General features: G+C 52.8%; 25 protein-coding genes and 2 pseudogenes. 12 read left to right on the forward strand and 15 right to left on the reverse strand.

Going from position 1 to position 24,358, the window contains the following annotated elements; translation table 11 throughout:
* Positions 1-86: 86 nt before the first annotated feature.
* The 6 genes and pseudogenes from ACZ1HF_RS15350 to ACZ1HF_RS15375 all read right to left on the reverse strand — a co-directional run bounded on the left by ACZ1HF_RS15350 (position 87) and on the right by ACZ1HF_RS15375 (position 5,837).
* On the reverse strand, positions 87-599 hold the full coding sequence (locus ACZ1HF_RS15350) for a DUF3035 domain-containing protein (RefSeq protein WP_472658335.1): 513 nt from the start codon (positions 597-599) through the stop codon (positions 87-89).
* Positions 600-651: 52 nt separating this feature from the next.
* A complete protein-coding gene (lspA, locus tag ACZ1HF_RS15355) occupies positions 652-1,119 on the reverse strand; it encodes a signal peptidase II (protein WP_472658336.1) in 468 nt (155 codons plus the stop codon).
* Between the two features lie 7 nt (positions 1,120-1,126).
* Positions 1,127-2,712 (reverse strand): annotated as a pseudogene (gene purH / locus ACZ1HF_RS15360) (bifunctional phosphoribosylaminoimidazolecarboxamide formyltransferase/IMP cyclohydrolase).
* Between the two features lie 71 nt (positions 2,713-2,783).
* Positions 2,784-4,466, reverse strand: a complete 1,683-nt coding sequence (locus ACZ1HF_RS15365) for a heparinase II/III family protein (protein WP_472658337.1) — start codon at positions 4,464-4,466, stop codon at positions 2,784-2,786.
* 67 nt (positions 4,467-4,533) lie between these two features.
* Entirely contained in the window at positions 4,534-5,370 is an 837-nt protein-coding gene (locus ACZ1HF_RS15370; protein ID WP_472658338.1) for an RsmB/NOP family class I SAM-dependent RNA methyltransferase, read from the reverse strand.
* The gene (locus ACZ1HF_RS15375) at positions 5,343-5,837 is read right to left on the reverse strand and encodes a transcription antitermination factor NusB (protein WP_472658339.1); all 495 of its coding nucleotides are present in this window, start codon (positions 5,835-5,837) and stop codon (positions 5,343-5,345) included. The genes ACZ1HF_RS15370 and ACZ1HF_RS15375 overlap by 28 nt, the downstream gene beginning before the upstream one ends.
* Positions 5,838-5,900: 63 nt before the next feature.
* On the opposite strand from ACZ1HF_RS15375, the gene ACZ1HF_RS15380 reads away from it, so the two are divergent.
* Positions 5,901-6,083: a DUF1674 domain-containing protein gene (locus ACZ1HF_RS15380; protein ID WP_472658340.1), complete on the forward strand. Its 183-nt coding sequence runs from the start codon at positions 5,901-5,903 to the stop codon at positions 6,081-6,083.
* A gap of 3 nt (positions 6,084-6,086) precedes the next feature.
* On the opposite strand, the gene ACZ1HF_RS15385 is transcribed toward ACZ1HF_RS15380, so the two are convergent.
* Positions 6,087-6,377, reverse strand: coding sequence for a dihydrodipicolinate reductase (locus tag ACZ1HF_RS15385; RefSeq protein ID WP_472658341.1), 291 nt, complete (start codon positions 6,375-6,377; stop codon positions 6,087-6,089).
* A gap of 241 nt (positions 6,378-6,618) precedes the next feature.
* On the opposite strand from ACZ1HF_RS15385, the gene ACZ1HF_RS15390 reads away from it, so the two are divergent.
* A complete protein-coding gene (locus ACZ1HF_RS15390) occupies positions 6,619-6,936 on the forward strand; it encodes a DUF3775 domain-containing protein (RefSeq protein ID WP_472658342.1) in 318 nt (105 codons plus the stop codon).
* A 29-nt stretch (positions 6,937-6,965) separates the two neighbouring features.
* On the opposite strand, the gene egtD is transcribed toward ACZ1HF_RS15390, so the two are convergent.
* The 3 genes from egtD to ACZ1HF_RS15405 form a co-directional block, all read right to left on the reverse strand.
* Complete coding sequence (gene egtD / locus ACZ1HF_RS15395; protein WP_472658343.1) at positions 6,966-7,904, reverse strand: L-histidine N(alpha)-methyltransferase; 939 nt, start codon at positions 7,902-7,904, stop codon at positions 6,966-6,968.
* Between the two features lies 1 nt (position 7,905).
* On the reverse strand, positions 7,906-9,159 hold the full coding sequence (egtB, locus tag ACZ1HF_RS15400; protein ID WP_472658344.1) for an ergothioneine biosynthesis protein EgtB: 1,254 nt from the start codon (positions 9,157-9,159) through the stop codon (positions 7,906-7,908).
* Between the two features lie 254 nt (positions 9,160-9,413).
* The gene (locus ACZ1HF_RS15405) at positions 9,414-10,445 is read right to left on the reverse strand and encodes an L-idonate 5-dehydrogenase (protein ID WP_472658345.1); all 1,032 of its coding nucleotides are present in this window, start codon (positions 10,443-10,445) and stop codon (positions 9,414-9,416) included.
* A gap of 101 nt (positions 10,446-10,546) precedes the next feature.
* Here ACZ1HF_RS15405 and ACZ1HF_RS15410 point away from each other — a divergent pair, with 101 nt between their 5' ends.
* The 5 genes from ACZ1HF_RS15410 (at position 10,547) to idi (ending at position 15,329) form a co-directional block, all read left to right on the forward strand.
* The gene (locus ACZ1HF_RS15410) at positions 10,547-11,320 is read left to right on the forward strand and encodes an SDR family oxidoreductase (protein ID WP_472658346.1); all 774 of its coding nucleotides are present in this window, start codon (positions 10,547-10,549) and stop codon (positions 11,318-11,320) included.
* A gap of 100 nt (positions 11,321-11,420) precedes the next feature.
* Positions 11,421-12,320, forward strand: a complete 900-nt coding sequence (gene chlG / locus ACZ1HF_RS15415; protein WP_472658347.1) for a chlorophyll synthase ChlG — start codon at positions 11,421-11,423, stop codon at positions 12,318-12,320.
* Positions 12,320-13,609, forward strand: coding sequence for a BCD family MFS transporter (locus ACZ1HF_RS15420; RefSeq protein ID WP_472658348.1), 1,290 nt, complete (start codon positions 12,320-12,322; stop codon positions 13,607-13,609). Before chlG ends, ACZ1HF_RS15420 begins: the two co-directional genes overlap by 1 nt.
* 2 nt (positions 13,610-13,611) lie before the next feature.
* Positions 13,612-14,793 (forward strand): geranylgeranyl diphosphate reductase, encoded by a 1,182-nt coding sequence (locus ACZ1HF_RS15425; RefSeq protein ID WP_472658349.1) that lies wholly within the window; start codon positions 13,612-13,614, stop codon positions 14,791-14,793.
* Positions 14,790-15,329: an isopentenyl-diphosphate Delta-isomerase gene (gene idi / locus ACZ1HF_RS15430; RefSeq protein ID WP_472658350.1), complete on the forward strand. Its 540-nt coding sequence runs from the start codon at positions 14,790-14,792 to the stop codon at positions 15,327-15,329. The genes ACZ1HF_RS15425 and idi overlap by 4 nt, the downstream gene beginning before the upstream one ends.
* Positions 15,330-15,333: 4 nt before the next feature.
* On the opposite strand, the gene ACZ1HF_RS15435 is transcribed toward idi, so the two are convergent.
* Positions 15,334-16,113, reverse strand: a complete 780-nt coding sequence (locus tag ACZ1HF_RS15435; protein ID WP_472658351.1) for a metallophosphoesterase family protein — start codon at positions 16,111-16,113, stop codon at positions 15,334-15,336.
* 169 nt (positions 16,114-16,282) lie between these two features.
* Between ACZ1HF_RS15435 and ACZ1HF_RS15440 the strand changes: the two genes are divergently transcribed.
* Positions 16,283-17,800 carry a M10 family metallopeptidase C-terminal domain-containing protein gene (locus ACZ1HF_RS15440; RefSeq protein WP_472658352.1) on the forward strand — a complete coding sequence of 506 codons (1,518 nt, stop codon included), beginning with the start codon at positions 16,283-16,285 and terminating at the stop codon, positions 17,798-17,800.
* 213 nt (positions 17,801-18,013) lie between these two features.
* Positions 18,014-18,918: pseudogene (locus ACZ1HF_RS15445) on the forward strand (LysR family transcriptional regulator).
* A 9-nt stretch (positions 18,919-18,927) separates the two neighbouring features.
* Here the strand turns inward: ACZ1HF_RS15445 and ACZ1HF_RS15450 are convergent.
* Genes ACZ1HF_RS15450 through ACZ1HF_RS15465 form a run of 4 tightly spaced genes read right to left on the reverse strand, consistent with a single transcriptional unit; the run spans position 18,928 to position 21,901 of the window.
* Positions 18,928-19,872: an OmpA family protein gene (locus ACZ1HF_RS15450; RefSeq protein WP_472658353.1), complete on the reverse strand. Its 945-nt coding sequence runs from the start codon at positions 19,870-19,872 to the stop codon at positions 18,928-18,930.
* Positions 19,869-20,438 (reverse strand): peroxidase-related enzyme, encoded by a 570-nt coding sequence (locus ACZ1HF_RS15455; RefSeq protein WP_472658354.1) that lies wholly within the window; start codon positions 20,436-20,438, stop codon positions 19,869-19,871. Before ACZ1HF_RS15455 ends, ACZ1HF_RS15450 begins: the two co-directional genes overlap by 4 nt.
* Before the next feature lie 18 nt (positions 20,439-20,456).
* Positions 20,457-21,173: a GNAT family N-acetyltransferase gene (locus tag ACZ1HF_RS15460; protein WP_472658355.1), complete on the reverse strand. Its 717-nt coding sequence runs from the start codon at positions 21,171-21,173 to the stop codon at positions 20,457-20,459.
* A complete protein-coding gene (locus tag ACZ1HF_RS15465) occupies positions 21,170-21,901 on the reverse strand; it encodes a competence/damage-inducible protein A (RefSeq protein ID WP_472658356.1) in 732 nt (243 codons plus the stop codon). Before ACZ1HF_RS15465 ends, ACZ1HF_RS15460 begins: the two co-directional genes overlap by 4 nt.
* Before the next feature lie 45 nt (positions 21,902-21,946).
* Here ACZ1HF_RS15465 and sfsA point away from each other — a divergent pair, with 45 nt between their 5' ends.
* Genes sfsA through radC form a run of 3 tightly spaced genes read left to right on the forward strand, consistent with a single transcriptional unit; the run spans position 21,947 to position 24,357 of the window.
* Entirely contained in the window at positions 21,947-22,669 is a 723-nt protein-coding gene (sfsA, locus tag ACZ1HF_RS15470) for a DNA/RNA nuclease SfsA (RefSeq protein ID WP_472658357.1), read from the forward strand.
* A gap of 59 nt (positions 22,670-22,728) precedes the next feature.
* On the forward strand, positions 22,729-23,541 hold the full coding sequence (gene map / locus ACZ1HF_RS15475; protein ID WP_472658358.1) for a type I methionyl aminopeptidase: 813 nt from the start codon (positions 22,729-22,731) through the stop codon (positions 23,539-23,541).
* 48 nt (positions 23,542-23,589) lie between these two features.
* Positions 23,590-24,357 (forward strand): RadC family protein, encoded by a 768-nt coding sequence (radC, locus tag ACZ1HF_RS15480; protein WP_472658359.1) that lies wholly within the window; start codon positions 23,590-23,592, stop codon positions 24,355-24,357.
* Position 24,358: the final 1 nt, after the last annotated feature.

Consider the following 24,358-nt stretch of genomic DNA (forward strand, 5'->3'; position numbering starts at 1 on the left):
ATATCCTTTCGGCGAATTCTGTTTGTTACAGATGGTTCCGATATGGGTCCTGTCAATAATGCCCACGGGTATGTGACCTGATAGTGTTATTCAGATGGCTTGGGTGGTGCGGAAACTGTTCTGATACCGCGACGGCGTAAGCGCTCCAACTCTCGGTATTGATCAAGAGACTGGCTGGAATAGGCTTTGAAATAAACATTCACGTTAAACAGGCGCTCCAACACGCGCCCATCATTCTGACGGCGAAATTCAAGATCTTCCGTTGCCAGCTGGGATCGGATGGATGGCGCAACACCGTAGCGTGTGGCATAGGAAATAAGTCCCGGGTCGGTTATGCCGCCCGCAGGATTTCCGCCCAGCGCAATGGTTGCGTCTTCTATCGGTGTCACATCGGTTCGGTTGCGTCCGCCCAGTGTTGGTTCCGGCAGCTCAGTGTAGGTTTCAGGCAAGGTCAGGGGTTTGTTGGGCAGGATAGCAAATTCATCCGGCCCGTCAGTATTGGACTTGATGTTGAGAAGCGTTGGATCTTTCTTGGAACATGCCGAAAGCGCTACTGCAGCGGCCAGACCCCCTACAATCAACAAAACTTTGCTTTGCATAGCTGTCTCCCCGATGCGTCGCGTCATGGTTTAGCGCATAGTTCTGTGGGCGTCACGTGGTCTTCTCATCATGGATCAGTATGATTGCAAAAGCGCCTGCAAAAATGCCGATATCCGCAATATTGAATGTATAGGGGTTGTTAATGCCACAACAGGACATATTCAGGAAATCCGCTACTGCGCCATAAATTACCCGATCCAGCGCATTCGCCAGAGCGCCACCAACGATAGCCCCGGCCCCGGCCAGTGTGAGCGTTTTGCTTAAGTTACGCGGTGCCCACCACACGATAAACACTGAGGCTGCGACGGCCAAACCAATCAGGATAAATCGCATGAAGTCCGGGTGGTCACTCAAAAGCCCAAAATTGATACCGGTATTCCATCCCATCTCGAAATTCAGAAATGGTGGCAGAATCTCTTTGGACAGGATCGTTTTAAGGTCCATCCAATGCACGATGATCAGCTTTGATACCTGATCAATCGCAAATACAAACAGGGCAGAGATCAAAAGCCAGCGCATATCCGCCTCAATGCCTGAAGTGACGCATGCCAGTAAAGACCATAGCCAACCCCAGCTTATCTGCTGCCTGGATCACCTCATCATCCCGCATTGATCCGCCCGGTTGTATCAGGGCAGTTGCCCCGGCCTCTGCAGCGGTGATCAGACCATCTGCAAAGGGAAAAACGCGTCCGAGGCCACAGCGGAGCCTTTCGTCGGCGCCTCATCCAGACCAAGCACATCTGCCATATCCTGTGCTTTGCGTGCTGCAATTCTGGTCGAATCCACGCGGCTCATCTGGCCAGCTCCAATGCCGACAGTTGCCCCGTTCTTCACATAGACGATGGCGTTGGATTTGACGTGTTTGGCGACGGTCCAAGCGAACATGAGATCAGCTATTTCCTGATCTGTTGGCGCACGTTTTGTTGCAACCTTCAGGTCGTCGGCAGTAATAAATCCGTTGTCCTTATCCTGCACCAGCAAACCGCCCGAAACTTGCCGATACGCCAAAGCTGTGCTGCGCGTGTCAGGCAAGTTGTCCGTGGTCAAAAGCCGAAGGTTTTTCTTTTTGGCAAGCACAGCTTTGGCGGCATCATCCGCCCCCGGCGCAATAATCACCTCGGTAAAAATCTCGCTGATCTGTTCTGCTGTCGGGCCATCCAAAGGCGTGTTCAATGCAATGATCCCGCCAAAGGCCGAAGTCTGGTCGCATTGAAGCGCGGCCTTGTATGCATCGATCAAGGTTTCGCCGCGCGCAACGCCGCAGGGGTTGGCATGTTTGATAATAGCGCAAGCAGGTCCATCTTTCGGATCAAACTCCGCCACCAGCTCAAACGCTGCATCAGTATCGTTGATATTGTTGTAGCTAAGCTCTTTTCCCTGCCACTGCTTTGCAGTAGCAACACCGGATCTGGCTGACCCATCGGTGTAGAACGCCGCCTGCTGATGGGGGTTTTCGCCGTAGCGAAGGGTCTGCGCCAAAGCGCCTGCAAAAACCCGGCGACGGGGCGTTTCATTCAAAGCGTCAGCAAGCCACCCCGATACGGCGGCATCATAAGCTGCGGTCCGCGAATAAGCAGTCAAAGCCAGTTTTTGCCGGAAGGCGTAAGAGGTTGAACCATCATTCGCATCCAACTCAGAGATCAGCGCGTCATAATCCTGGGTATCTGTTATGACATTCACAAAACGATGGTTCTTTGCTGCAGCGCGGATCATTGCCGGACCGCCGATATCAATATTCTCGATACAGGTCTCGTAATCGGCACCTTTTGCGACTGTTTCTTCAAATGGGTAAAGGTTGACCACAAGCAGATCAATCGGTCCAATTCCGTGCTCATCCATTGCTGCCTTGTGATCTGCATTATCACGAAGCGCTAAAAGGCCGCCGTGAACCTTCGGATGTAGTGTTTTAACACGCCCATCCATCATTTCAGGAAAGCCTGTGACATCTGACACATCAACGACCTCAAGCCCTGCCTCGCGCATTGCCTTGGCAGTGCCGCCGGTTGACAGAAGTGTAACCCCGCGGACGGTTAATGCTTTGGCCAGATCCAGCAATCCTGTTTTGTCAGAAACAGAGAGCAGCGCTCTGGTTATTGGCACAACGTCGGTCATAGGTGTGGTCCTTTCGGGCAAGATCGTTTGCTTCTCGGCGCAAGTAGTTTGACGCAGGACAAGCATTTGCCCTAAATCCGTGCCAAAGACCAGCTTACTTGGCTTGCATATGTCATCATATGCACAGACAAAACGATCTGCTGTGTCATACGCGGTTTCGGACGGCTTTTTTCCAGATATATACTGGGTTCCAGCGTTATTTTAGCCGGGGCAGTCGCCTTGAATATCCAAACGCTGCCACCTGCCGCCAGAGAGATCGCGTTCCCCCCAAGATCAAGCGACGCATCCACGTCAGGATGCAGATGAAACCTGATTGCATATCGCACACCGGTCAGGGCATTGCTGTCCATATATTTCTCGAACCGGATGTGATCCTTGTTCGACAATGCCGCAAATGTATCTTCGCCGGTTAATCTATGACCATCAACAGCTAGCGCCAGACGCCGAACATGCGTCAGCCCAAAATCTGGCGTATATCCATTATGGCTCGCAATCATATGCACGTTATCGTCGTCTGTGGTCGTCTGAGACGTAACAGTTCTTGCTGCGGCTGTCAGAAGGTCCTGACCGGTTTCTGTGCTCAATCTGGCCGACGGAATACCTTCGACAGCCAAAGTTGAATGCGCCTGTGTCATACGTCCTGAGCGGGTCCAATCCGGGCCGAAAGGTCGGCCTGAACCGCAATTTACGATCAAAGGATGTTTGCCCGAAGTCATCTCAAACGCCAGAGTACTGGCATGCGCTGAAGCGGATGACTTACGTGTCGATGGTGCGGCTGTGTCGGTAATGATAGATGTCTGACCACCTTCTAGCCGCGTAAATCCCATAGTTAGCTGTGCATTTGGGGTAATTTCGCCTGATGCGAATACGTGTTCCAACTGTTCTTCAATACCGCGCCCGCCGCCATGAAATCGCGTCAGCCCCCCATCCACGTGACGCAGCATCTTCAAAGTTGGCGCTATACGGTCAATCGCAGCCAAATGCTCTGGCAGCGGCGTTCGACCTGTGTCGCGTAGCGCTGTCGCAGCCCAGCTTAAAAGCGTGAAGACCTCCAACAGCTCTTCTGGGTTGCGCGAAGGCAATCCGCCGCTCGCACTGATTTGATCTGCGCATTCGCGTGATAAGGCATTCATTGCCGGTCTTACAAAACGCCCCATGCCTTCAAGGCTGAGGCCTGCGTAAAGCATACCTGTCAATGCCTCAAACCGTGGCAATCCGCGTGAAGCCGTCGGCCATTTTTGACCCAAATACAGCGCCTGTTCGCTCAGCGATCTAAAATAAGCATCGCTGTTTAAAGCTTGTTGCCCTTGCATGATAAATAACGCGTGGTTGATCCAGTGGATCAACCGGCATCCTGTTAAATCCGGCGACCAGGCAAACCCTTTACCGTGCCCGTACAGGTCAACCCACTGAGATATCCAGTCCTGTGCCAGATAGCGGGCTTCGCACGTACCCAAGGCAACCAAATCATCGAGCCATTTGAATTGATGCAGCTCTGATGCAAAATTATCATCGGGCGGCGTGATCGACCAGATTGATGCGTTGGGCGTTTCAATCAGATGGCCCCCAAAGCGGAAGTTGCCTGCCGCAAGCTGCCGCCCCCGTGCGGCAGAGCCAAAACTGGGAAGTTCAGGTTGAGAGATAAAGACACGCGATTGAATTGGAACAGCTCTGAACTGTGCCTTGAATTTCTCGACAAACGCCTCACCTAGACCGCCCGCAAATGACGGGGCGAATACTGCCTCACTGCTCATGTTTCACCGACTTGTTGTCTGTTTTTATGAGGACAAAATTACTGCCAAGGCATGTGGCTGTCACCGCCTATTGCGGTTTTTTCAGCATAATCATGTAAAAGCCGTCCATTCCGCCACACTCACCCCAATAGTCAGGCCGCAGACGAATACCCCCCGAATTTGCAAGCCATCCAGGGTCAATGCCTAAGTCTTGTGGGTTGGGTTCAAGTTCTGTCAAACTATGGCGTTCCATTGCCAGTTTGGCTTGCCGTTCCCCTTCTTCGGTCAGTAAAGAACAGGTGCAATAAACAAAACGCCCACCGGGCCTCAGCATTGCAACGGCACGGTCGATCAAATCAGATTGTAGCTGAAACAGCTCATCAAGACCTTTGCCGGTTTTGACGAAGGGCAAATCGGGATGCCGACGTATTGTACCTGTGGCAGAGCATGGCGCATCCAGAAGAATAGCATCAAACGGTTTCTTTGGCGTCCAGTTTAGGGCGTCGGCTGTCACGCAATCAGCAGCAAGTCCGACACGGGCCAAGTTATCTTGCAGTCGGGTCATCCGATCCTTGGACAGATCCAATGCGGTGACGTCAGCCCCGGCAGAGGCCAGTTGCATTGTTTTGCCCCCTGGCGCTGCGCATAAATCAAGGATGGCCTCGCCCTTTTGCGGAGCGAGCAACCGCGCAGGAAGTGCTGCGGCCGCATCCTGCACCCACCATTTTCCGTCAGAATAACCTGTCAGGTCAGTAAGCTGAACGGATCGTTCAAGGCGCAAAGACCTTGTTGGCAGCAGTTTCGCGTCAAGTTTCTTTGCCCAACTTTCAAGATCTTCGCCTGACTGTAGCGTCAGATCGAGCGGCACCCCCTTTGAATGAGCAACTTCAATCGCCTTCACAATGGTTTCGTCATAGATATGCACAATGCGTCTACGCAGCCATTTGGGCAGGGTTGCGGGGGCAAACTATCCCAAAGCGCCGGCCCCTTGGCGGCGACTTTGCGCAAAACTGCATTTGCAAGCGCTGCAAGCTTGCCGGTTTTCTTGTTCTTGCGCATCAGTGTCACGGTCGTATCGACCACACCATGGGGTGCGGCTTTGTCCAGGCAAAGCTCAATCGTTGCTAGACGTAGGATATTATGTGCAGATGCGGGCGGGCGACGATCCAGGAACTGATCCAGAATGTGATCCGCACGCGACAAGTTGCGCAGAGTTTCAACCGCTAACCTTTGCGCACGGGCGCGATCTGCGCCTTGCAAAGACCCTAACGGGCCGTTTTGTCCTAGCAAATCAGACATCTGCCGCTTGTCTTCCAGAACAGTATTCAGCAAGTGAACCGCTGCGCGCCGTGCAGCCAGGCCGGGTTTATTATGAGATTGATTTTCGGCCATACCTTGTCTCCTTTGATGCAGGCCGTATATCACGTTGTAGCAATGAACAAGGATAGGCGTCCGATGACTGAGCGTTCTGAAAGCCCAGAGCTAACACCGGCGGCCAAACGCGCCTTGAAAGAGGCGCAAGACCGTAGGGATGCCCAGCAAGAACTGGACATGCCACCTGAGCTGGGCGGAAGAGACGGGCCAGAACCCATCCGCTATGGAGATTGGGAGAAAAAAGGGATTGCGGTAGATTTTTAGGTCTTACTTAAGGCTTAGGTCAGCAAACTGTCCTGCGCCTTTGTCTGACGTGAACCTGATCTTGCCGTCACCTAACTTAACTTCCTGACAATTTGGGCCAAGATCCCGCTTACCCCAATAAAGGCTGCGGCAGAAATAGCCATCATTCCATTGCCAATTTCCGCTGACTTTGCGGCCATAAGCATTGCCTGCAATATCACCGTCAGGTGTGACTTTCAGTTTTATTGCGAACATTGTCAGATGTTTACCGGATATCGCATTAATGAATTCCGATTTGGATTTGATCGCGGCCATATTCGGTTCCGCCACCGCTGACGTGGTCGTGATTGCTGCCATTATCATGCACGAAAAAATAAGACGCATATTGCCCATATTACCACTCCATATACGTGTTCATATGTCTATACGAAGCGTCAGCGCTATTGGATGACTTTTAACGGATCAGAAATGCAATTGCTCCCTTTGATCCATGTCATGTCGTCTGTATGGCATATGCAGCAAAGTTCCCGTATGATTTAACGCGCCGGAGGCTGTTATGCTTGAAATTGCCACATCAAAAATTGCTCAGGTCATACTGTTTGGCCATGAGGTCGAAAGAGCAGAACCAGAATTGCGTGCATTTATTGAGAATTTGAACGAGGATGAACAGGCCAGCCTCGTTGCCGTGATGTGGGTTGGACGCGACAGTTTTTCGGCGGATGAGTTTAAAGAAGCCTTGGAAACTGCGCGGGCAGAGGCCTCAACCCCGACTGCCGACTACGTGATCGGCACCCCGCATTTTGCGGATCATCTGGAAAACGGGCTCGAAGCGCTTGGAATCTCTGCATCTGGTGCAGAGGAAGATATACTCTGACATAGCTCGCAGATTTTGCGAAGGCGCGTCTATTGTGGGGTCAAAACAGCAACGGCAAACAGATTTTTATTGTCTTTCATGATTGTATTGACGGACCATCCGGCCTTCTGTGCGATGTAATTCAGGCTTTTCTCGTTATACTTATGACTGTTTTCGGTGTGAATACTTTCTCCGGCTTTAAAGGAAATACTCTCAGGCCCGACACGGACGGTTTGCGCCTTACGGCTGACCAGATGCATTTCGATCCGCTCATCCGTTTCATTCCAGCGGGCTTCATGGGCAAACGCGTCAAGATTAAAGACCGCGTCCGCCTCACGATTCAGGCGGGCTAGCAGATTGAGGTTGAATGCCGCAGTCACGCCTGCTGCATCGTCATAAGCGCGGATCAGGGTTTGGGGATCTTTTACAAGATCAACGCCAAGAATGAACGCCGAGACACCTTGCCACTGACGTACCCGGCTTAGCAATGCGATTGCGTCCTCTTTGGATAGGTTCCCAATCGTAGACCCTGGGAAAAAAGCAACTTTTGGCAAAGCTGAGTGGGCTGCCGGCAAATGTACGGGGCCCATGAAATCGGCGACAACAGGTTCGACACTCAAAAGGGGATAGTCTGAGGACAGCTTTTTTGCCGTTGCTTTCAGGAATTGCTCGGAAATATCAACCGGCAGGTATGCAGTCAGCGTATTAAATCGATCCAACAGAATCCGGGTCTTTGTGCTGGCACCGCTTCCAAGCTCAACGAGGGCCGCATTGGCAGGAACATATTTCGCCAGATCATTGGCATTGCCTTCGAGAATTTCCAGCTCGGTTCGGGTTGGATAGTATTCCGGCAATTCTGTGATCTGTTCGAACAGAGCCGATCCGTTTCTGTCATAAAACCATTTGCTTTCCAGATATTTCGGCTCACTCATCAGGCCGGTAATGGCGGAAGTCAGCAATGCTCTGTTCTCGATAACTTGTTTGTCCATATCACACGTCCTTTGCAAGACGCAGGCCAAGCATCTGCCAGCGCTGATGAGGGTAGAAAAATGTCCGGTAGGTCGGGCGCATCTGCGCCAGCGGTGTGGCACAAGACCCGCCGCGCAGCACAAACTGATTGACCATGAATTTCCCATTGTATTCGCCAATAGCCCCTTCAGGGGGTCGGAAACCGGGATAGGGAGTGAACGGGCTTTGCGTCCATTCCCAGACGTCGCCCCAGAAATCACCACCAGGAAGGGGGCGCAGCGCTTTATTATCTAAAAAATTACCACTGATCGGATGATCACGGGCTGATAGTTCCCACTCGGCCTCGGTCGGAAGGCGTGCGCCAGTCCATCGGGCGAATGCATCAGCTTCATAATAGCTGACATGCACCACCGGTGCGTCCAGATTGACAGGCTGTGGTCCGCGTAGCGTGAAAGTCCACCAAGCGCCATCTTGTTGCCACCAGTAAAGGGGTGCAGTCCAACCTTCCCGCTGACAGGTTGCCCATCCGTCCATCAACCACAGAGGTGTTTTCTGATAGCCATCGTCCTCCATGAACGCGATCCAGTCACGATTAGTGACAGGCCGGTTCGCCATCTGAAAAGGGGCAATGTAGGTCTTGTGGCGCGGCCCTTCGCAATCATAAGCAAAGCCTTCGCCGTCATGGCCGATCTCGGTCAGCCCACCATCATATGTTGTAAACTGAAGCAGGACTTCCCGTGTCACAGGCATAGGCTGCGGGTCGCGATAAGCGGGTAGCAAAGGGTTATAAGACAGCCCGTGCAAAAGGTCTGTTACAAGCAATTCCTGATGCTGCATTTCATGGTGACATCCCAGTTCGACCAGACCGGCGATCTCGGGTGTATCATCGCGGCCTGCATTCAACAGGCTTGCCAAAGCATCCTCCACATAGCTGCGATAGGCCATGACATCATCTACCGTCGGACGGGACACCAGGCCGCGTTTGTCGCGTGCGTGACGCGGGCCAGCTTGCACATAGTAAGAGTTGAAGAGAAATGCAAAGCGGTCATCGGGGGATACGTAACCTGCGTCGCGAGGCTTTAGAATGAATTCCTCGAAGAACCATGTTGTATGTGCCAGATGCCATTTTGCCGGGCTTGCGTCTTCCATGGATTGCAAAACCATATCCTCAGGCCCAAGAGGTTTGACCAGATCACGGGTGCACGCTCTCACAGTTTCAAACAGCGATGCAGCCTCATTCGGGGCAAGCGGAGCAGTCTGGGCAATCTGAGTCATATGGAAATCCTCGGGGAGTTTGCGATCCGGTACGCGCGGCAATACTTGGATTGCAGGTTCAGGGGTAAAACCGAATGTCTGCCAAAGGTATTATGCCTTTATTGCAGGCACATGACAGCGAAAATGAATTGTATCTGGCCATCGTAACGGCTTCCGGTTGCTTTTCTGTATTGGATATCGAATGCAGGGTATGATGACCAATCAAATGGAAGTGTTTGTGCCAACCGGCAAGAAACAGCCTGAAGGGTGTATCTTCAGGAAAAAACGATCTGCGTTTTTACGGCTTGTGTCCGATCATTTGCAATTACGAAGGCCTGCTTGGCCTCAGCCAATGGCATCGTCTGGGTGATCAGGGGTTTCACGTCGATAAGTCCCTTTTGCATCAGCGACACACCGGTGAAAAACTCTTCATGAAAGCGGAATGACCCACGCAGTTGTAGCTCTTTGGTCGTAATCGCCATCAGAGGTAACGTCATATCGCCACTCAAACCAAGTTGTATGATTACCCCACCCGGTCTAAGGGCATGTATGCCAGCGGTCAGTGCGGATACTGCGCCCGAGCATTCATACAGCACATCAAATGTACCTTTCTCTACCATAAACCGGGAAAGGCCATCAGGCGTCTTGTTCATATTGATGACCTGATCTGCCCCGGCTGTTTTTGCTTTGGATAATGTAAATTCTGACAGATCTGTCGCCACGACCGTATCTGCTCCGGCAAAACGGGCGGACAGGATGGACAGAATCCCGATCGGGCCGCACCCGGTTACCAAAACCGATTTGCCCAACAATTCACCGGCCTGCCGCGTTGCATGCAAACAAACTGCCAGTGGTTCGGCTACAGCAGCCTCATTTGCGCTTAACCCGTCAGCAGGTGCGCATTGGTTTGCATCCGCAACAAGTATTTCCCGAAAAGCCCCCTGCACATGCGGAAACGGCATGGCCGAGCCATAAAACCGCATATTCAGGCAGTTGTTTTGCTTACCTTGCGCGCAATAGCGGCATGTCTGACATGGGCGGGATGGCGAGACTGCAACCAATTGGCCAACCTTCAAGCCCTGAACGCCATCCCCAAGTTTCGTGATATGACCAGAGACCTCATGCCCCAGCACCATCGGCTCTTTCAGGCGAACTGCTCCGAACCCGCCTTCATTATAATAATGCAGGTCTGATCCGCATATTCCCCCGACTGCGAGCTTAATTTGAACTTCACCGGGGCCGGGGTCTTCGACAACCCGATCTTCAATGCGCAAATCTTTGGCCGCGTGAATAACAATGGATTTCATGTTCGACCTTTGAATGTATTTACGAAGCGATGGCGTTTGTAAGTGTCACTGTATACATATCCTCTTGTACGTGTCGGGATGATCAAAAGGAAGACGGACGGATGGCAGCGGGAAAAGAGTTGTTCGATTTGACCGGCAAACGCGCCTTGATCACTGGATCCTCCCAAGGGATCGGGTTTGCGCTGGCAAAAGGGCTGACTGATGCTGGCGCTTCTGTCATCCTGAATGGGCGGGATGTTTCTAAATTGGAAATAGCCGCACAGTCCTTGCATGAAACAGGTGCGCAGGTTGATAAGTTGCCTTTTGATGCAACAGACCATGACGCTGTGCAGACGGCGGTGGACAGGTTTGAGCAAGACACCGGACCCATTGATATTCTTGTGAATAACGCAGGGATGCAACATCGAACCGAGTTGGAGAATTTCCCCCCAGAGGCGTTTGAGCGGTTATTGCAAACCAACATTGCCAGCGTGTTCCATGTGGGTCAGGCCGTCGCGCTGCATATGATCAAACGCAAAGCCGGAAAAATCATCAACATCGCCTCTGTCCAGACCGCCTTGGCGCGACCGGGTATTGCCCCTTATACGGCAACGAAAGGGGCGGTCGGTAATTTGACCAAGGGTATGGCGACGGATTGGGCGAAATACGGGTTACAATGCAATGCAATAGCGCCCGGATATTTCGACACGCCCTTGAATGCTGCGCTGGTTGCAGACCCGGACTTCAGCGCATGGTTGGAAAAGCGCACGCCTGCGGGGCGTTGGGGTAATGTTGAAGAACTGGTTGGCGCTTGCGTTTTCCTAAGTGCGCCAGCATCAAGTTTTGTGAACGGGCACATCCTTTATGTGGATGGTGGCATTACCGCCTCTCTTTGATCCTGAAACCATGCTTCCGGGCAAAGTTTTGTGATGTTTGAATTTCAAGGGTTGTCAAAAACTCCTTGATGAGACTCAGATTGTATAGTTTAGTTTACATATGAATGTAACTATAAATTTACAGTCACGTTTATACCCGGATCCAATTGCAACCCTCCGGCTTCTGAAACCAATTACTTGGTTTCCACCAATGTGGGCTTATCTGTGCGGCGTTGTCTCGTCGGGTGTTTCGCCTGCAGGGCAATGGGGGCTGGTCGTTCTGGGCGTCGTGCTGGCTGGCCCCATTGTGTGTGGTATGAGTCAGGCCGCCAATGACTGGTGTGACCGGCATGTCGATGCCATTAATGAACCTGATCGCCCTATTCCATCCGGACGCATCCCCGGTCGTTGGGGCTTGTGGATCGCGCTTGCCATGTCTGTCCTGTCGCTGGCTGTGGGCTATATGCTTGGGCCTTGGGGCTTTGCAGCAACCTGTGTTGGCGTGGTTAGCGCATGGGCCTATTCAGCCGAACCCATCCGCCTAAAGAAATCCGGATGGTGGGGGCCGGGCCTTGTCGGCCTCTGTTACGAGGGATTGCCGTGGTTCACCGGCGCCGCAGTATTAAGTGCGGGTGCGCCGGGATGGCCTATCATCATTATCGCGGCGCTCTATGCGATTGGCGCGCATGGGATCATGACGCTAAACGATTTCAAGGCGTTGGAGGGCGACCGCCAAACCGGCGTCAACTCTCTGCCCGTCACGCTTGGCCCACGCCGCGCCGCACAAGTGGCCTGTTGGGTCATGGCCCTGCCTCAGGTTGCGGTTATCGCGCTGCTGTTTCTATGGGATAAACCTCTGCATTCGGCGTCTGTTGTTTGCGTTCTAACCCTTCAACTTTTGGCGATGACAGTTCTATTCAAAGATCCGAAGGCAAAAGCCCCGTGGTATAACGGAACAGGTGTTGCGCTCTATGTCAGCGGCATGATGATCGCGGCCTTTGCGTTAAGGGGGATCATCTGATGTCGCTGAGCTGGCTTTCCATCATCCGCCTTGGTCTGGTGCAAATGGCGCTTGGCGCGGTTGTTGTATTGACGACCTCGACCCTAAATCGCCTGATGGTGGTCGAGCTTGCCTTACCTGCAGTTCTGCCGGGTCTGCTTGTCGCATTGCATTACGGCATCCAAATCACCCGACCCAACTGGGGGTTTATGTCTGATGCGGGTGGCAGCCGTACCCGCTGGATCATTGGGGGTATGGTGGCGCTGGCCATGGGTGGTTTCGGGGCAGCAGCAAGTGTTGTCGTCATGGAAACCGACTTTATGCTTGGCCTTATCCTGTCGATACTCGCCTATGCCCTGATCGGGCTGGGTGTAGGGGCCTCCGGCACATCTCTTTTGGCATTGCTTGCCACTGCGACCGCCCCCAACCGCCGGGCAGCGGCTGCGACGATCACGTGGCTTATGATGATCGCGGGCATCGCCATCACCGCGGGCACCGTTGGCAGTTTCCTTGACCCATATTCTGCTACTTTGCTTTTGAAGATTGTAGCTATTGTCACCCTCGGTGCCGTCTTGCTCACCGCCCTTGCCGTGTGGGGGATCGAAGCGCGCGTGACCGTCCAATATGATCAGCCGGATGATACACCTTTCCTGACCGGCCTCAAAGAAGTCTGGTCCGAACGCAAGGCCCGCAATTTCACCATCTTCGTTTTTCTGTCCATGACAGCCTATTTCATGCAGGAGCTTATTCTTGAGCCTTACGCAGGGCTCGTTTTTGGCTTCACCCCTGGCGCGTCTACCGCCCTGTCAGGCGCGCAGAACGGTGGGGTCTTTGTCGGCATGGTCACGGTCGGCATCTGCGCGACGGGGCTTAAACTGGGATCCCTCAAGCACTGGGTTACAGGTGGATGTCTTTTGTCTGCGGTCGCCCTGATCGGGCTATATGCCATTGGCCAGACGGGTGCTGCGACGCTCGTTATGCCTGCCACTGTATTCCTTGGGTTTGCCAATGGAGCATTTGCTGTTGCTGCCATCGGATCAATGATGCAGCTGGCCGGACAGGGCCGGGACCGTCGAACTGGCACCCGGATGGGTTTATGGGGTGCGGCACAGGCTGTTGCTGCAGGCTTTGGCGGATTGCTGGGGGCGGGGGCAGTGGACGTGCTGCGTCGCACCATGACGGATGCCGATGCATTCGGGTCTGTGTTTCTGGCCGAAGGCGCACTGTTCCTGATCGCAGCTTATCTTGCCTTTCAGATTATCGAAGGGCGCGATATCGCCCGCACTACAAACCTCATACCGGGAGAATAGCCATGCTCTATGATGTTGTTGTCGTGGGTGGCGGTCCCGCTGGGGCAACTGCGGCTGATGATCTGGCCTGCAAAGGGTATAAAGTGGCCATGTTGGATCGTGCCGGTCGTATTAAGCCTTGCGGTGGTGCAATACCCCCGCGGGCGATACAGGATTTCGATATTCCGGACAGTCAACTGGTCGCACGGATCAATACAGCGCGAATGATTTCCCCTACGGGCAGATCGGTCAACATGCCAATTGAGAATGGCTTTATCGGCATGGTCGACCGCGAGCATTTTGACGAATTTCTGCGGTTAAGAGCCGTCAGATCGGGCACGCAGTCTTTCATCGGCACATTCCTGCAGATTGACCGGACAGGTGGCCAACCTGTTGTGATCTACCGTGATAAGGCAACCAAGCAAGAACGGCGGATAAAGACCAAGCTGATCATTGGTGCAGATGGAGCGCGGTCTAATGTTGGCCGGGCAGAGGTGCCGGGCGGTGATATGATCCCCTACGTCATCGCCTACCACGAAATCATCGAGACCCCCCAGAATTTGCCAAACTACGATCCAATGCGCTGCGATGTGATTTATGATGGTGTTATCTCGCCTGACTTTTACGGGTGGGTTTTTCCCCATGGCTCCTCAATCAGTGTTGGCATGGGAACCGAAATCACCGGAACCGATTTGAAAGACGCCACTCGCTTGCTGCGCGAAACTGCGGGCCTAACCGAATGCAAAACAATCCGAAAAGAAGGCGCGCCGATTCCGCTCAAGCCGCTCGACCGTTGGGATAACGGTCATGACGTGTTGTTGGCGGGGGACGCGGCCGGCGTTGTGGCACCGGCCTCTGGTGAGGGCATCTACTATGCAATGGCCTGTGGGCGTGAAGCTGCGAATGCAACAATGGCTTGCCTTGCGTCAGGCAACGCGAAGGACTTGAAACTGGCGCGTAAGGTCTTCATGAAAGAGCATGGCACAGTGTTCAAAATGCTGGGGGCGATGCAAGCAGCATATTATAAATCCGACGAACGCCGTGAACGGTTTGTATCTCTTTGCCATGACGTGGATGTGCAACGCCTGACATTCGAGGCCTATATGAACAAGAAACTGGTAAAGGCACGCCCCATGGCGCATTTGAAGATCGGCATAAAGAATGTCGCGCATTTGATGCGGCTAATCCCTGCAATTTCGACATGACGGATGATCATAACATGATCCCCGCTTGGGTCGCTGGTAAATTGGTGCCAGTGGACAAATTGGAAGCGCACCAAAAAGGTCTGCGCCACAAGGCAGTGTCTGTCTTTGTGATGTATAACGACAAGGTTCTGATCCAACGTCGCGCTTTGGGCAAATACCACACGCCGGGCCTTTGGGCGAACACCTGCTGCACGCATCCTCTGTGGGATGAAACCCCAGAGGCATGCGCCATCAGACGACTGAACGAGGAGTTGGGGATTACAGGTCTTTCCCCATTCTTTCGTGATCAGGTTGAATATCGCGCCGATGTGGGTGGCGGGCTCATAGAACATGAGCTGGTGGATATCTTCTTAGCCGAAGCCAGCCCGGACCTGCCCCTTGCGCCAAATCCTGATGAAGTGATGGAGGTCAAATGGATCAGCGTTTATGATCTGACGACCGAGATCACAAAACATCCGTCAAAATTCACACCTTGGCTTCAAATTTACCTGACTGACCACGCCGAGAAAATCTTCGGAACACTCGTTCAGGTCTGATGCCCTACGTATGCACAAACCTCAGTGGCGCATCCGTATATATTAGCGCAGCGCTGAGCCTACCTGTTGCATATGCTCCTGTATCAACCGAAATACGACCGTTTTCGATACAGGCCTTATCGACAATGGTATGGCCATGAACGACCCATTGCTTGTCCTGACGGGTTTGTTCGAAAAACGCCTTATGCCCCCAAAGAAGAACGCTTTCGGTTTGCGCTGTCATGGCAACTTGCGGGTCTGCCGCGGCATGCACGACCCATATATTTCCACTGCGCCATGAGAGCGGCAGTTTCCTGAGCCACGCCTCCAACCCGGCAGGCAGGGTCGCGCGGAATTCCGATGCTGTTTCGATAACATCTTCTTTGGGCATCGTATCGCTAAGCCCGTCCATTCCAAAGCTGGCCAAGGTCTGCAAACCACCATTGCGTAGCCAACGGGCACCACGCTCTGCCGGGCGATCCAGAAAATCCAGCAGCATCTTTTCGTGGTTTCCTTTCAGGCAGACCACATTCTCAAATTCCTGATCAAGCGCGTACAAACGGTTTAGAACGCCTGCGCTATCCGGGCCGCGATCAATATAGTCGCCGACAAAAATGCAGTGGCCAGGCGGTTCTTTGGACAATCTGAAAAGGACTGCTTCAAGCAGATCAGAGCATCCATGTATATCACCAACAACAGCCAGCGGGCCATCTGGTTGCAATAATGCGTCTTCAGGCCACTCAGCAATGCCGGAATATGTCCCGCCGGGAAGACTCTTTCCGGCAAGGTTTTTCAACCAATTCATCGCATGTTTCCCTTAAACCCGTATTGCACGCCTAACCCTGCCTATACCTCAAATTTATATTGCATTAAGCGCAAGCGCCATGTTTTTGCCATAATTTACTCAGCCCTTTTTAACCTTGCTGAGTGATGCTGACCAGCAGGGTAAAATACAAAATGCAGGGGTGCATTTAATGCAAATAACTGGGGTGCGCAGCCTGACTGAGGGCTTGTCAGGTCTGGCAGGTATTGTCGATATGGAACTCGTCGAAATTGGCGGTTCTCTCTATCTTTACGCGGCTTCCATTCGGGATAAGTCGATTTCAATTTTGCAACTGGATGATGGCAATGACCCTTACCTGATCGCATCGGTTTCCGGGGCATTGCCAAGCGGCAGCCTGGCCACCCCGGATTTAAGTTACGCCAATATTGATGGCCAGCAGGTCATTCTGCATGGCACTACCACACGCGATACAGCAGCGACGCATATGGTTAGAAGCAATGGTGATCTGAGCACATCGCTTTTTCAGTCATTTGCACCGGGTGGAACCAATGTCGGTGTCACTGGTGACGGTCCAGATGGGGTGATGCAGTATTCCCATGTGGTGAATGTCAGCGGACGGGATTTCCTTTTTGCCAGCCAATGGGGTCAATCTGGTCTACGTACACTTGAGATCGATAGCTCTCTCGGGCTGAGTGAAGCCACACAAACTTCAGACACCAGCACGGGCCATCTTGGCGACGTCACAGCGCTTGCTTCTACCGAGATCGGTGGTTTCACTTATCTTTTGGCAATTTCTGCGGATGATGCGGGTGTGACAAGCTACCGCATCAACCCGGATGGCTCGCTTCAGGAACGCAGCAGTGTGGGGCCAGGTGGTGAACTTGGCGTACATACTCCGACCCAGCTGGCCACTGTCAAAGTGGGCGGACATATTTTCGCGGTTATGGGATCGCAGGGTTCCAGCTCTATCTCGGTTCTTGAGGTTGGCCTAGGGGGGCATTTGCAGATACGTGATCATATCTGGGATAATGGAAACACGTATTTCGACGACCTTACAGCAATGGAGGTTGTTCAGGTAGGCAACCGTGCTTTTGTTGTCGCTGCTGGTACGGATGATGGTCTAACTTTGTTTGAGTTGGATGCCGACGGGCATCTGCATTTCTTGACATCTGTGTCAAACAGCTTTGGGCAGACGCTGGAAAATGTCAGCGCAATACAGTCCAGTATTATGGGTGACACTCTACACATCTATCTTACGAACGGAACGCAAGCAGGTATCACACAAGTGGATATCGATCTTTCGACCTTTGGGCGTCAAATTACAGGGGATTTTCAGGATGATACACTCATTGGAACCGAAGGCGATGACATAATACTTGGCCGTGGTGGCAATGACCGCCTGGAAGGTGGCAATGGGGATGACAGGCTGATTGATGGTGCGCAAGCAGATACCCTGATCGGCGGCGAAGGATCAGATACATTCGTATTTATGAGCGATGGTGCCCGAGATATCATCCGGGATTTTGAAAACGGCATCGATAAGATTGACCTATCGGACTTTGCTTTTCTTTATGATATGGACCGGCTGACCATCACAGCACGCGGAAACGGAGTGCGTATTCGGTATTTCGATGAGGATATTTTCGTGTATGCCGAAGATGGGGCGTTGAATGTTAGTGACTTTGACCCTTCGGACTTCATTTTCTGATTGATAAACACGCAGTCAAGCGGGCGTGGAGCTTGTGCGCAAGTCGGTAAGTAGCTGCTTTTGGGCCGATTTTGAACAAATCAGCGGTCATTTTGTTTCCGAAATATAGACGATATGGGCAGAAACCCTCGAATCGACCCATAGAATTCGCATTCTTGCCCCAATTCATTTGAATAAGCGTCTCCGGGGGAAGGTTAATTGAGGTGTCCTTGTATGGATCGTCTGACTGAAATGGAAGCATTCGCCACCGTTGTAGATCAAGGTGGGTTTACCGATGCTGCCCGGAAAATGGGGATTTCAAAATCCGCCGTATCTAAACATGTGTCATCGCTGGAAACCCGGCTTGGGGCGCGGTTGCTGAACCGTACAACGCGTCGGGTTAGCCCAACTGAAATTGGGCTGGCTTATTACGACCGCGCACGCCGCGTTTTGAACGATGCGGGCGAAGCGGATGCGCTGGTCTCTTCCATGCAATCTGCCCCATCAGGTCTTCTGCGTATTTCTGTTGCGACGGATTTTGGTGTGAACCATATGTCACCTATTCTGGGGGATTTTCTGGCTGATTACCCTGAGATCACTGTGAATATGGTTTTGAACAATCGTTATGTCGAATTGATCAGCGAAGGTTTTGACTTAGCCATCCGTATTGGTGAAATGGAAGACAGCTCTTTGCGTGCGCGCAAACTGACTGATACAACGAAGCGCCTTATTGCGTCTCCCAAATACTTTGAACAGTTTGGTCGACCGGAAAAGATCGACGACCTGAATGACCACAAACTTTTGCATTACTCTAACCAGTCCGCTGGCAACGTCTGGAAGTTGACTGCCCCTTCTGGTGAGAAACGCCAGGTTCGTACACAAGGCTGGTTGACCGTGAATGATGGGCAATCCTTGCTGAATGCCTGCGTGTCAGGTTTGGGGATCGCGTATCTGCCAAGCTTCCTGTACTCGGAAGCGTTATCGAAGGGCTTGGTTGAGGAAGCAATTCCCGATCTTCCAAAAGAAACCCAAGGCATTTTCGCCGTCTACCCCCGGGTCGTTATACGCAACCAAAAGTCCGAACTTTCATTGACTTCCTGGCAGAAGCCTTCAAGGAAAAAGGCCCTGATACCTGGTAAGATGCAGTCTTATTCTGTCGAGGTGAGGATCACCTCGACACGCCTGTTCAGGGTGCGCCCTTCCTCGGTCAGATTGCTGCTGCGCGGTGCAAGATAGCCAACACCATCTGCACTGACTTGCGCCCTCGGGACACCAAACTTTTCCACTATACGATCTGCAACTGATTGGGCGCGGGCACGTGACAATGTCACGTTTGCAGCCAACGCGCCTTGTGCATCTGTATGACCGACCAAGGCGATGGAACGGTCAGGATTGGCCTTCAGATAAGCAGCAAGGGTTTCAAGGACGGGATAAATATCTTCGTCCAACGAGGATGATCCGGTGCCAAATCGCAAACCCTCCAGAACCGCCACGCCGTTCTGTTCCAGCGTTTCAATTAATACACCAAAATTTTGCGCGGGCGGTGGCTGAGACGGAGCCAAAGCATCGGGGTTATCTTGCACTTCAAGTTCTTCGGTCGCGCTACCGCCCACAAGTATCATCTGCACATAGGCAATATTGCCGCTGCGGCTGACAAACAGGCTAAGATATTCCGGGACAGCTTGCCCAAGCCGTTGAGCCGAAAGGTAACGGAAGTCACCAAGATCAATATGCATCCCCGGTTCAGGCAGCACCTCCGTGCCAAAGCGGAAATCAAAACCACCACATTCGCGGGTCTCACATTCATACAGCAACTCAAACCCGGATTTTTCCACCTGTTGACGCAGATTATCCATGACGCCCAAAGTCGTCGCACCCGAGGTCGTGATGCGCCAGGCCTTCTGTAAAAGCGGCCCTTCTGCTACGACTGACGGCAAGGGGCCGTAGGTAAACGGGCCAATTGGCATCTTGTAACTGATAAATGGTGTGGCTTCGGAAAAGGTCTCGGCCGCTCTTCCGGGAAATTCCAACGCAAGTTCAGCTATCCCAGCATCCGGTATCCAAAACAGCAAAAGAGGCAAGAATCGCTTCATCTATGAGCTGCGTGATAGTCAGAGTTTGGACGCATATCGATGGCTGAAGCCATCCGGTTCGTCATATTGAAAAAGCTGGCCACAGCGGCGATATCCCAGATGTCACGGTCGCCAAACCCAACCATGCGAAGCTGTTCACGGTCTTTCTCTTCGATCCCGTAGCTGGCTTCTGTCATTTGCACAGCAAAATCCAGCATCGCCCGCTGGCGCGCATCAAGTTTCGCCACCCGGTAATTCATCACAAGCGCTTCGCCTAATTCCGGATCGCCTGATAATTGTCGCACAGCAGCACCATGGGCAACAAGGCAATAGAAACAGCGGTTTACAGAGGATACGGCCACTGCAATCATCTCGCGTTCCAGCTTGCTCAGACCGCCTTCACCTAACATCAGATCATTATACATGCCGGTGAAGGCATTCAGTTTCGCTTCATCAAACGCGTAAGCGCGCAGGACATTGGGCACCATCCCCAATTTATCCACGCAGATGTCGAAGTAACGCTGCATAGGTTCCGGTAACGGATCGAGCGGAGGCAGGTTCAGGGCAGTTGGCAAGGAGTCAGTCACGACGGGATCAGCCTTTGGTCAGAGTTTCATGCGGTAATGATAGTATCCAACTTCGGCCATGCCTAGCGAGGTATAAAGGTCACGGGCTGCAATGTTGGCTTCAGTGGTAACGAGTGTAAAATCCGTTGCGCCCTGATCGGCCGCCCAATGCGCCGCTGCGTGCATCATATGGCGGGCAAGCCCCTGACGGCGATGGTCTGTTGCGACTTCCAATGCGTGAACCATCGCGGTGTGTTTATGCACTGCTACAAACCCTGTACCAGCTGGGCGGTCGTTGATCCTACCCAGAATACTGGCTTTCGGCCCCTTAACACGCTCCATCACCGCAAGACGGCCCGCGCCAATTCCACCGGCGGCCCAGATGTCGACCATGATTTGCAAAGGCGGCCAGATCGTAAACGCTGTCACCGGTGGGACGGTGGCGGCTGTCAGAACGTCGATCGGACAATGAAACAGAACAGACGGATCAATCACCTGATACCCGCGCTCAGCCAGAACCACGTCCAGTTGCGTGTCTTCGGGTCTGAGGGAAAACAGCTTGGGTTGTCCCAAGGCCTCCATCTTGGTCTCAGCCATAGCAACCTGCTCAATGGCATCGCGCAACACAACCGGGGTCGCCGCCGAGACTCGTTTGCCGCCGCCATCGCCTTGACGGATTTCCCATGGGCCAAGACGTGTCTTTCTGGCAGGAGGCCAGGTTGCCTCGATAGTTTCAAAGATGTCGGATGGTGTCATGTGGGGTCGACGCCCAGCTTTTCGGCCAACGCAGCAATCGCCATGTCAAGTTGAGCCACATCACTACCGCGTGCAACGATATTTGATCCATAAACACCATCCTTCTGAAATGGATAGGATCCGAAAGACAGGTCAGGATAGGCCTCTACCATTTCAGACAAAGGGCCCGCGATATCCCCTTCGCCGCGCATCACGCGCAGGGTTTTAGACAAAAGTGGCGCCCCACCTGTCAGGGTTGGCAAAACTGAAGCGACCATAGCGTTGAACACTGATGGAACGCCTGCCATCACATGAACATTCCCGATCTTGAACCCCGGCGCGACAGAAACCGGGTTATCGATCAGGGTTGCCCCGTCCGGTATGCGCGCCATGCGCAAGCGCGCCTCGTTCAGTTCCAACCCTGTTCTGGCATAATGGGCGGCCAGCAGCGCGCGCGCGTCCTCACGTATATCAACGGATGCACCAAACGCGGCACCAACTGCATCGGCTGTGATATCGTCATGGGTCGGGCCGATCCCGCCCGAAGTAAAGACAGTATCAAAGGCAGCGCTCAGGGTCTTCACAGTTTCTGAAATGCGGGTATGATCATCCGGGATAACCCGTACCTCTTCCAGAGAAATTCCGATCTTCGTCAACTCGCCCGCCAAGTGATGCATGTTAGCGTCTCGGGTCCGGCCAGACAGGATCTCGTCTCCGATCACGACCATAGCAGCAGTTGGGTTGGCCATCGGGCTCTCCTTGATTGGTGGCTTCCCACCGTATAGGCCCGTCTCATGCGCTTTCAAACCCCACTTGTCCCAGCCACGCTGATCAAACGCTATAATCGCTTTCTTGCTGATATAAGGCTTGAAGATGGGCGTGAAGTTACAGCCCATTGCCCAAACCCCGGCGCCATGCTTGGTCTCAAAGACCCGGGGCTGCGCATCTGGGTAGAGCCGAATGATGATCCGAAGAAAAAACTGAAATTCGGTTGGCGCGTGGCTGAACTGCCGGACGGCCATTTTGCAGGCATTGATACAAGTGTGCCTAACCGTGTTGTGAAAGAAGCATTGATCGCAGGTCAGATATCTGAACTCGCGGTTTATAAGACCATCAGGCCAGAGGTAAAATACGGCAAAAACAGTCGCGTTGATTTCCTTCTGACACAACCGGGTTTGATTGATACTTATGTCGAGGTGAAGAATGTTCACCTGCGTCGCCAAGATGATTGGGCAGAATTTCCCGATAGCATGACAACCCGTGGCACCAAGCACCTGAATGAGCTATCGGATATGGTCGCCCAAGGTGCGCGGGCAGTCATGGTGTATCTGGTGCAACGCACGGATTGCACATGTCTAAAACTGGCTTCCGATCTGGACCCGGTTTATGCTAAAGCTTTTGATGCAGCTCGCGCTGCTGGTGTTGAGATGCTTTGCTATGGAACGGATGTTTCGCCAAACGGTGTGACCCTGTCTCGTGCTTTGCCGGTAGATTCACGCGTTCAGTCAGGTTCTTGACACTAGCGGATCGCAAAAATCCGCCTATATTGCTAATTTCAAGCGCAGAAGAGGTTCTGGTGGACGACATTCATCACGGCAGATTAACGCGAGAAGGCATTCGTATCCACGAGGCTACGGATTTCGCGGGTATGCATAAAGCCGGAGAATTGGCGGCACGCATTCTGGACGATATGGTCGATCTGGTTGTGCCCGGTACGACCACAGAAGCGATTGACAAGGCGATCACAGATAAAGTTGAAGCTGCTGGCGCCAAGTCTGCAACGATTGGATACAAAGGGTATCGGCACGCATCGTGCATCAGTGTAAACCATGTTGTCTGCCACGGCATCCCGGGCCCAAAAGTTCTGAAAGATGGGGATATACTTAACATCGACGTGACCGTCATTTTGGATGGCTGGTTTGGCGATACCAGTCGCATGTATGTGGCGGGCAAGCTCAGCCGCAAGTCAGAGCGGTTGATCCAAGTCACCCATGATGCGTTGTTCAAAGGGATCGAACAAGTCAAACCGGGGAATACGTTTGGCGATATCGGTCATGCTATTCAAAAGTATGTCGAGGGCCAACGGATGTCTGTGGTTCGCGATTTTTGCGGTCATGGCTTGGGACGTGTCTTTCACGCTCCGCCAAATGTGCTGCATTATGGCCGCCCCGGCACACAGGCAGTGCTTGAGGAAGGCATGTTTTTTACCATTGAGCCGATGGTAAATCTGGGTCGCCCTGAGACGAAGGTTCTTGACGATGATTGGACGGCTGTTACCCGCGACAGGACTTTGTCAGCGCAGTTCGAACACTCAATCGGTGTGACGTCTGACGGCTTTGAGATTTTCACCCTGTCACCTGCTGGAAAATTCCACCCGACATATAGCTAAACCTTTATTTTAACGCGGAATTAAACCGAATCGTAGGACGGTTCGGTCATGTCGAAGCCAATTACGCATTTCGCTGAAACCAGTTTCTCAGGGTTTGAGGCTCTGCCAGATTTATGGTCAAGGCTGGAACCGATCAGCCCCGCAAAAGATGATCAGCCGGGTCATCGCCAGCGCTTGCGTCAGCGATTTATGGCGGGCGGTGCCGATGCCATGCCCGATTACGAATTGCTGGAGTTGATCCTGTTTCGCGCTATTCCTCGGCGCGAGGTTAAGCCGCTTGCCAAGCGCTTACTGACTGCCTTTGGTGATTTTAATAGGGTGGTCTCTGCACCTGCTGCACGGCTCGCATCTGTGCAGGGCGTGGGTGATGCGGTTGTGCAAGAGCTGAAAATTATCGAAGCAACCGCCCATCGCATGGCGCAAACCAAAGTATTGGGTGCAGAAGTTTTATCGTCATGGGATGCCTTGCTGACCTATTGCCAAACGGCCATGGCGCACCGCGAAACGGAACAATTCCGGATTCTGTTCCTGGATCGCAAGAATATCCTGATTGCGGACGAGGCGCAGCAGTGCGGCACGGTTGATCATGTGCCTGTCTACCCGCGCGAGGTCATTAAACGCGCTTTGGAATTGAATGCCTCTGCAATGATTCTTGTGCACAACCATCCGTCTGGCGACCCAACGCCCTCGGATTCTGATATAGAGATGACACACATGATCATTGCAGGCGCACAGCCTTTGGGGTTGACCGTGCATGACCATCTGGTGGTCGGTGCGTCAGGGCATTTCTCATTCAAAAATCATGGTCTGATTTAAG

It is taken from the genome of Litoreibacter sp. GN1-5, from assembly GCF_055693805.1.

What these genes read in the sequence shown, in the direction of transcription:
- ACZ1HF_RS15375 (WP_472658339.1), bottom strand. Translation starts at nt 5,837, where the DNA reads ATGGCCGAAAATCAATCTCATAATAAACCCGGCCTGGCTGCACGGCGC.
- ACZ1HF_RS15390 (WP_472658342.1), top strand. Translation starts at nt 6,619, where the DNA reads ATGCTTGAAATTGCCACATCAAAAATTGCTCAGGTCATACTGTTTGGC.
- ACZ1HF_RS15380 (WP_472658340.1), top strand. Translation starts at nt 5,901, where the DNA reads ATGACTGAGCGTTCTGAAAGCCCAGAGCTAACACCGGCGGCCAAACGC.
- ACZ1HF_RS15450 (WP_472658353.1), bottom strand. Translation starts at nt 19,872, where the DNA reads ATGAAGCGATTCTTGCCTCTTTTGCTGTTTTGGATACCGGATGCTGGG.
- ACZ1HF_RS15365 (WP_472658337.1), bottom strand. Translation starts at nt 4,466, where the DNA reads ATGAGCAGTGAGGCAGTATTCGCCCCGTCATTTGCGGGCGGTCTAGGT.
- sfsA (WP_472658357.1), top strand. Translation starts at nt 21,947, where the DNA reads ATGCGCTTTCAAACCCCACTTGTCCCAGCCACGCTGATCAAACGCTAT.
- radC (WP_472658359.1), top strand. Translation starts at nt 23,590, where the DNA reads ATGTCGAAGCCAATTACGCATTTCGCTGAAACCAGTTTCTCAGGGTTT.
- idi (WP_472658350.1), top strand. Translation starts at nt 14,790, where the DNA reads ATGACGGATGATCATAACATGATCCCCGCTTGGGTCGCTGGTAAATTG.
- egtD (WP_472658343.1), bottom strand. Translation starts at nt 7,904, where the DNA reads ATGGACAAACAAGTTATCGAGAACAGAGCATTGCTGACTTCCGCCATT.
- ACZ1HF_RS15460 (WP_472658355.1), bottom strand. Translation starts at nt 21,173, where the DNA reads ATGACACCATCCGACATCTTTGAAACTATCGAGGCAACCTGGCCTCCT.
- chlG (WP_472658347.1), top strand. Translation starts at nt 11,421, where the DNA reads ATGAATGTAACTATAAATTTACAGTCACGTTTATACCCGGATCCAATT.
- ACZ1HF_RS15420 (WP_472658348.1), top strand. Translation starts at nt 12,320, where the DNA reads ATGTCGCTGAGCTGGCTTTCCATCATCCGCCTTGGTCTGGTGCAAATG.
- ACZ1HF_RS15405 (WP_472658345.1), bottom strand. Translation starts at nt 10,445, where the DNA reads ATGAAATCCATTGTTATTCACGCGGCCAAAGATTTGCGCATTGAAGAT.
- ACZ1HF_RS15435 (WP_472658351.1), bottom strand. Translation starts at nt 16,113, where the DNA reads ATGAATTGGTTGAAAAACCTTGCCGGAAAGAGTCTTCCCGGCGGGACA.
- ACZ1HF_RS15425 (WP_472658349.1), top strand. Translation starts at nt 13,612, where the DNA reads ATGCTCTATGATGTTGTTGTCGTGGGTGGCGGTCCCGCTGGGGCAACT.
- ACZ1HF_RS15350 (WP_472658335.1), bottom strand. Translation starts at nt 599, where the DNA reads ATGCAAAGCAAAGTTTTGTTGATTGTAGGGGGTCTGGCCGCTGCAGTA.
- egtB (WP_472658344.1), bottom strand. Translation starts at nt 9,159, where the DNA reads ATGACTCAGATTGCCCAGACTGCTCCGCTTGCCCCGAATGAGGCTGCA.
- ACZ1HF_RS15385 (WP_472658341.1), bottom strand. Translation starts at nt 6,377, where the DNA reads ATGGCCGCGATCAAATCCAAATCGGAATTCATTAATGCGATATCCGGT.
- lspA (WP_472658336.1), bottom strand. Translation starts at nt 1,119, where the DNA reads ATGCGCTGGCTTTTGATCTCTGCCCTGTTTGTATTTGCGATTGATCAG.
- ACZ1HF_RS15410 (WP_472658346.1), top strand. Translation starts at nt 10,547, where the DNA reads ATGGCAGCGGGAAAAGAGTTGTTCGATTTGACCGGCAAACGCGCCTTG.
- ACZ1HF_RS15465 (WP_472658356.1), bottom strand. Translation starts at nt 21,901, where the DNA reads ATGGCCAACCCAACTGCTGCTATGGTCGTGATCGGAGACGAGATCCTG.
- ACZ1HF_RS15440 (WP_472658352.1), top strand. Translation starts at nt 16,283, where the DNA reads ATGCAAATAACTGGGGTGCGCAGCCTGACTGAGGGCTTGTCAGGTCTG.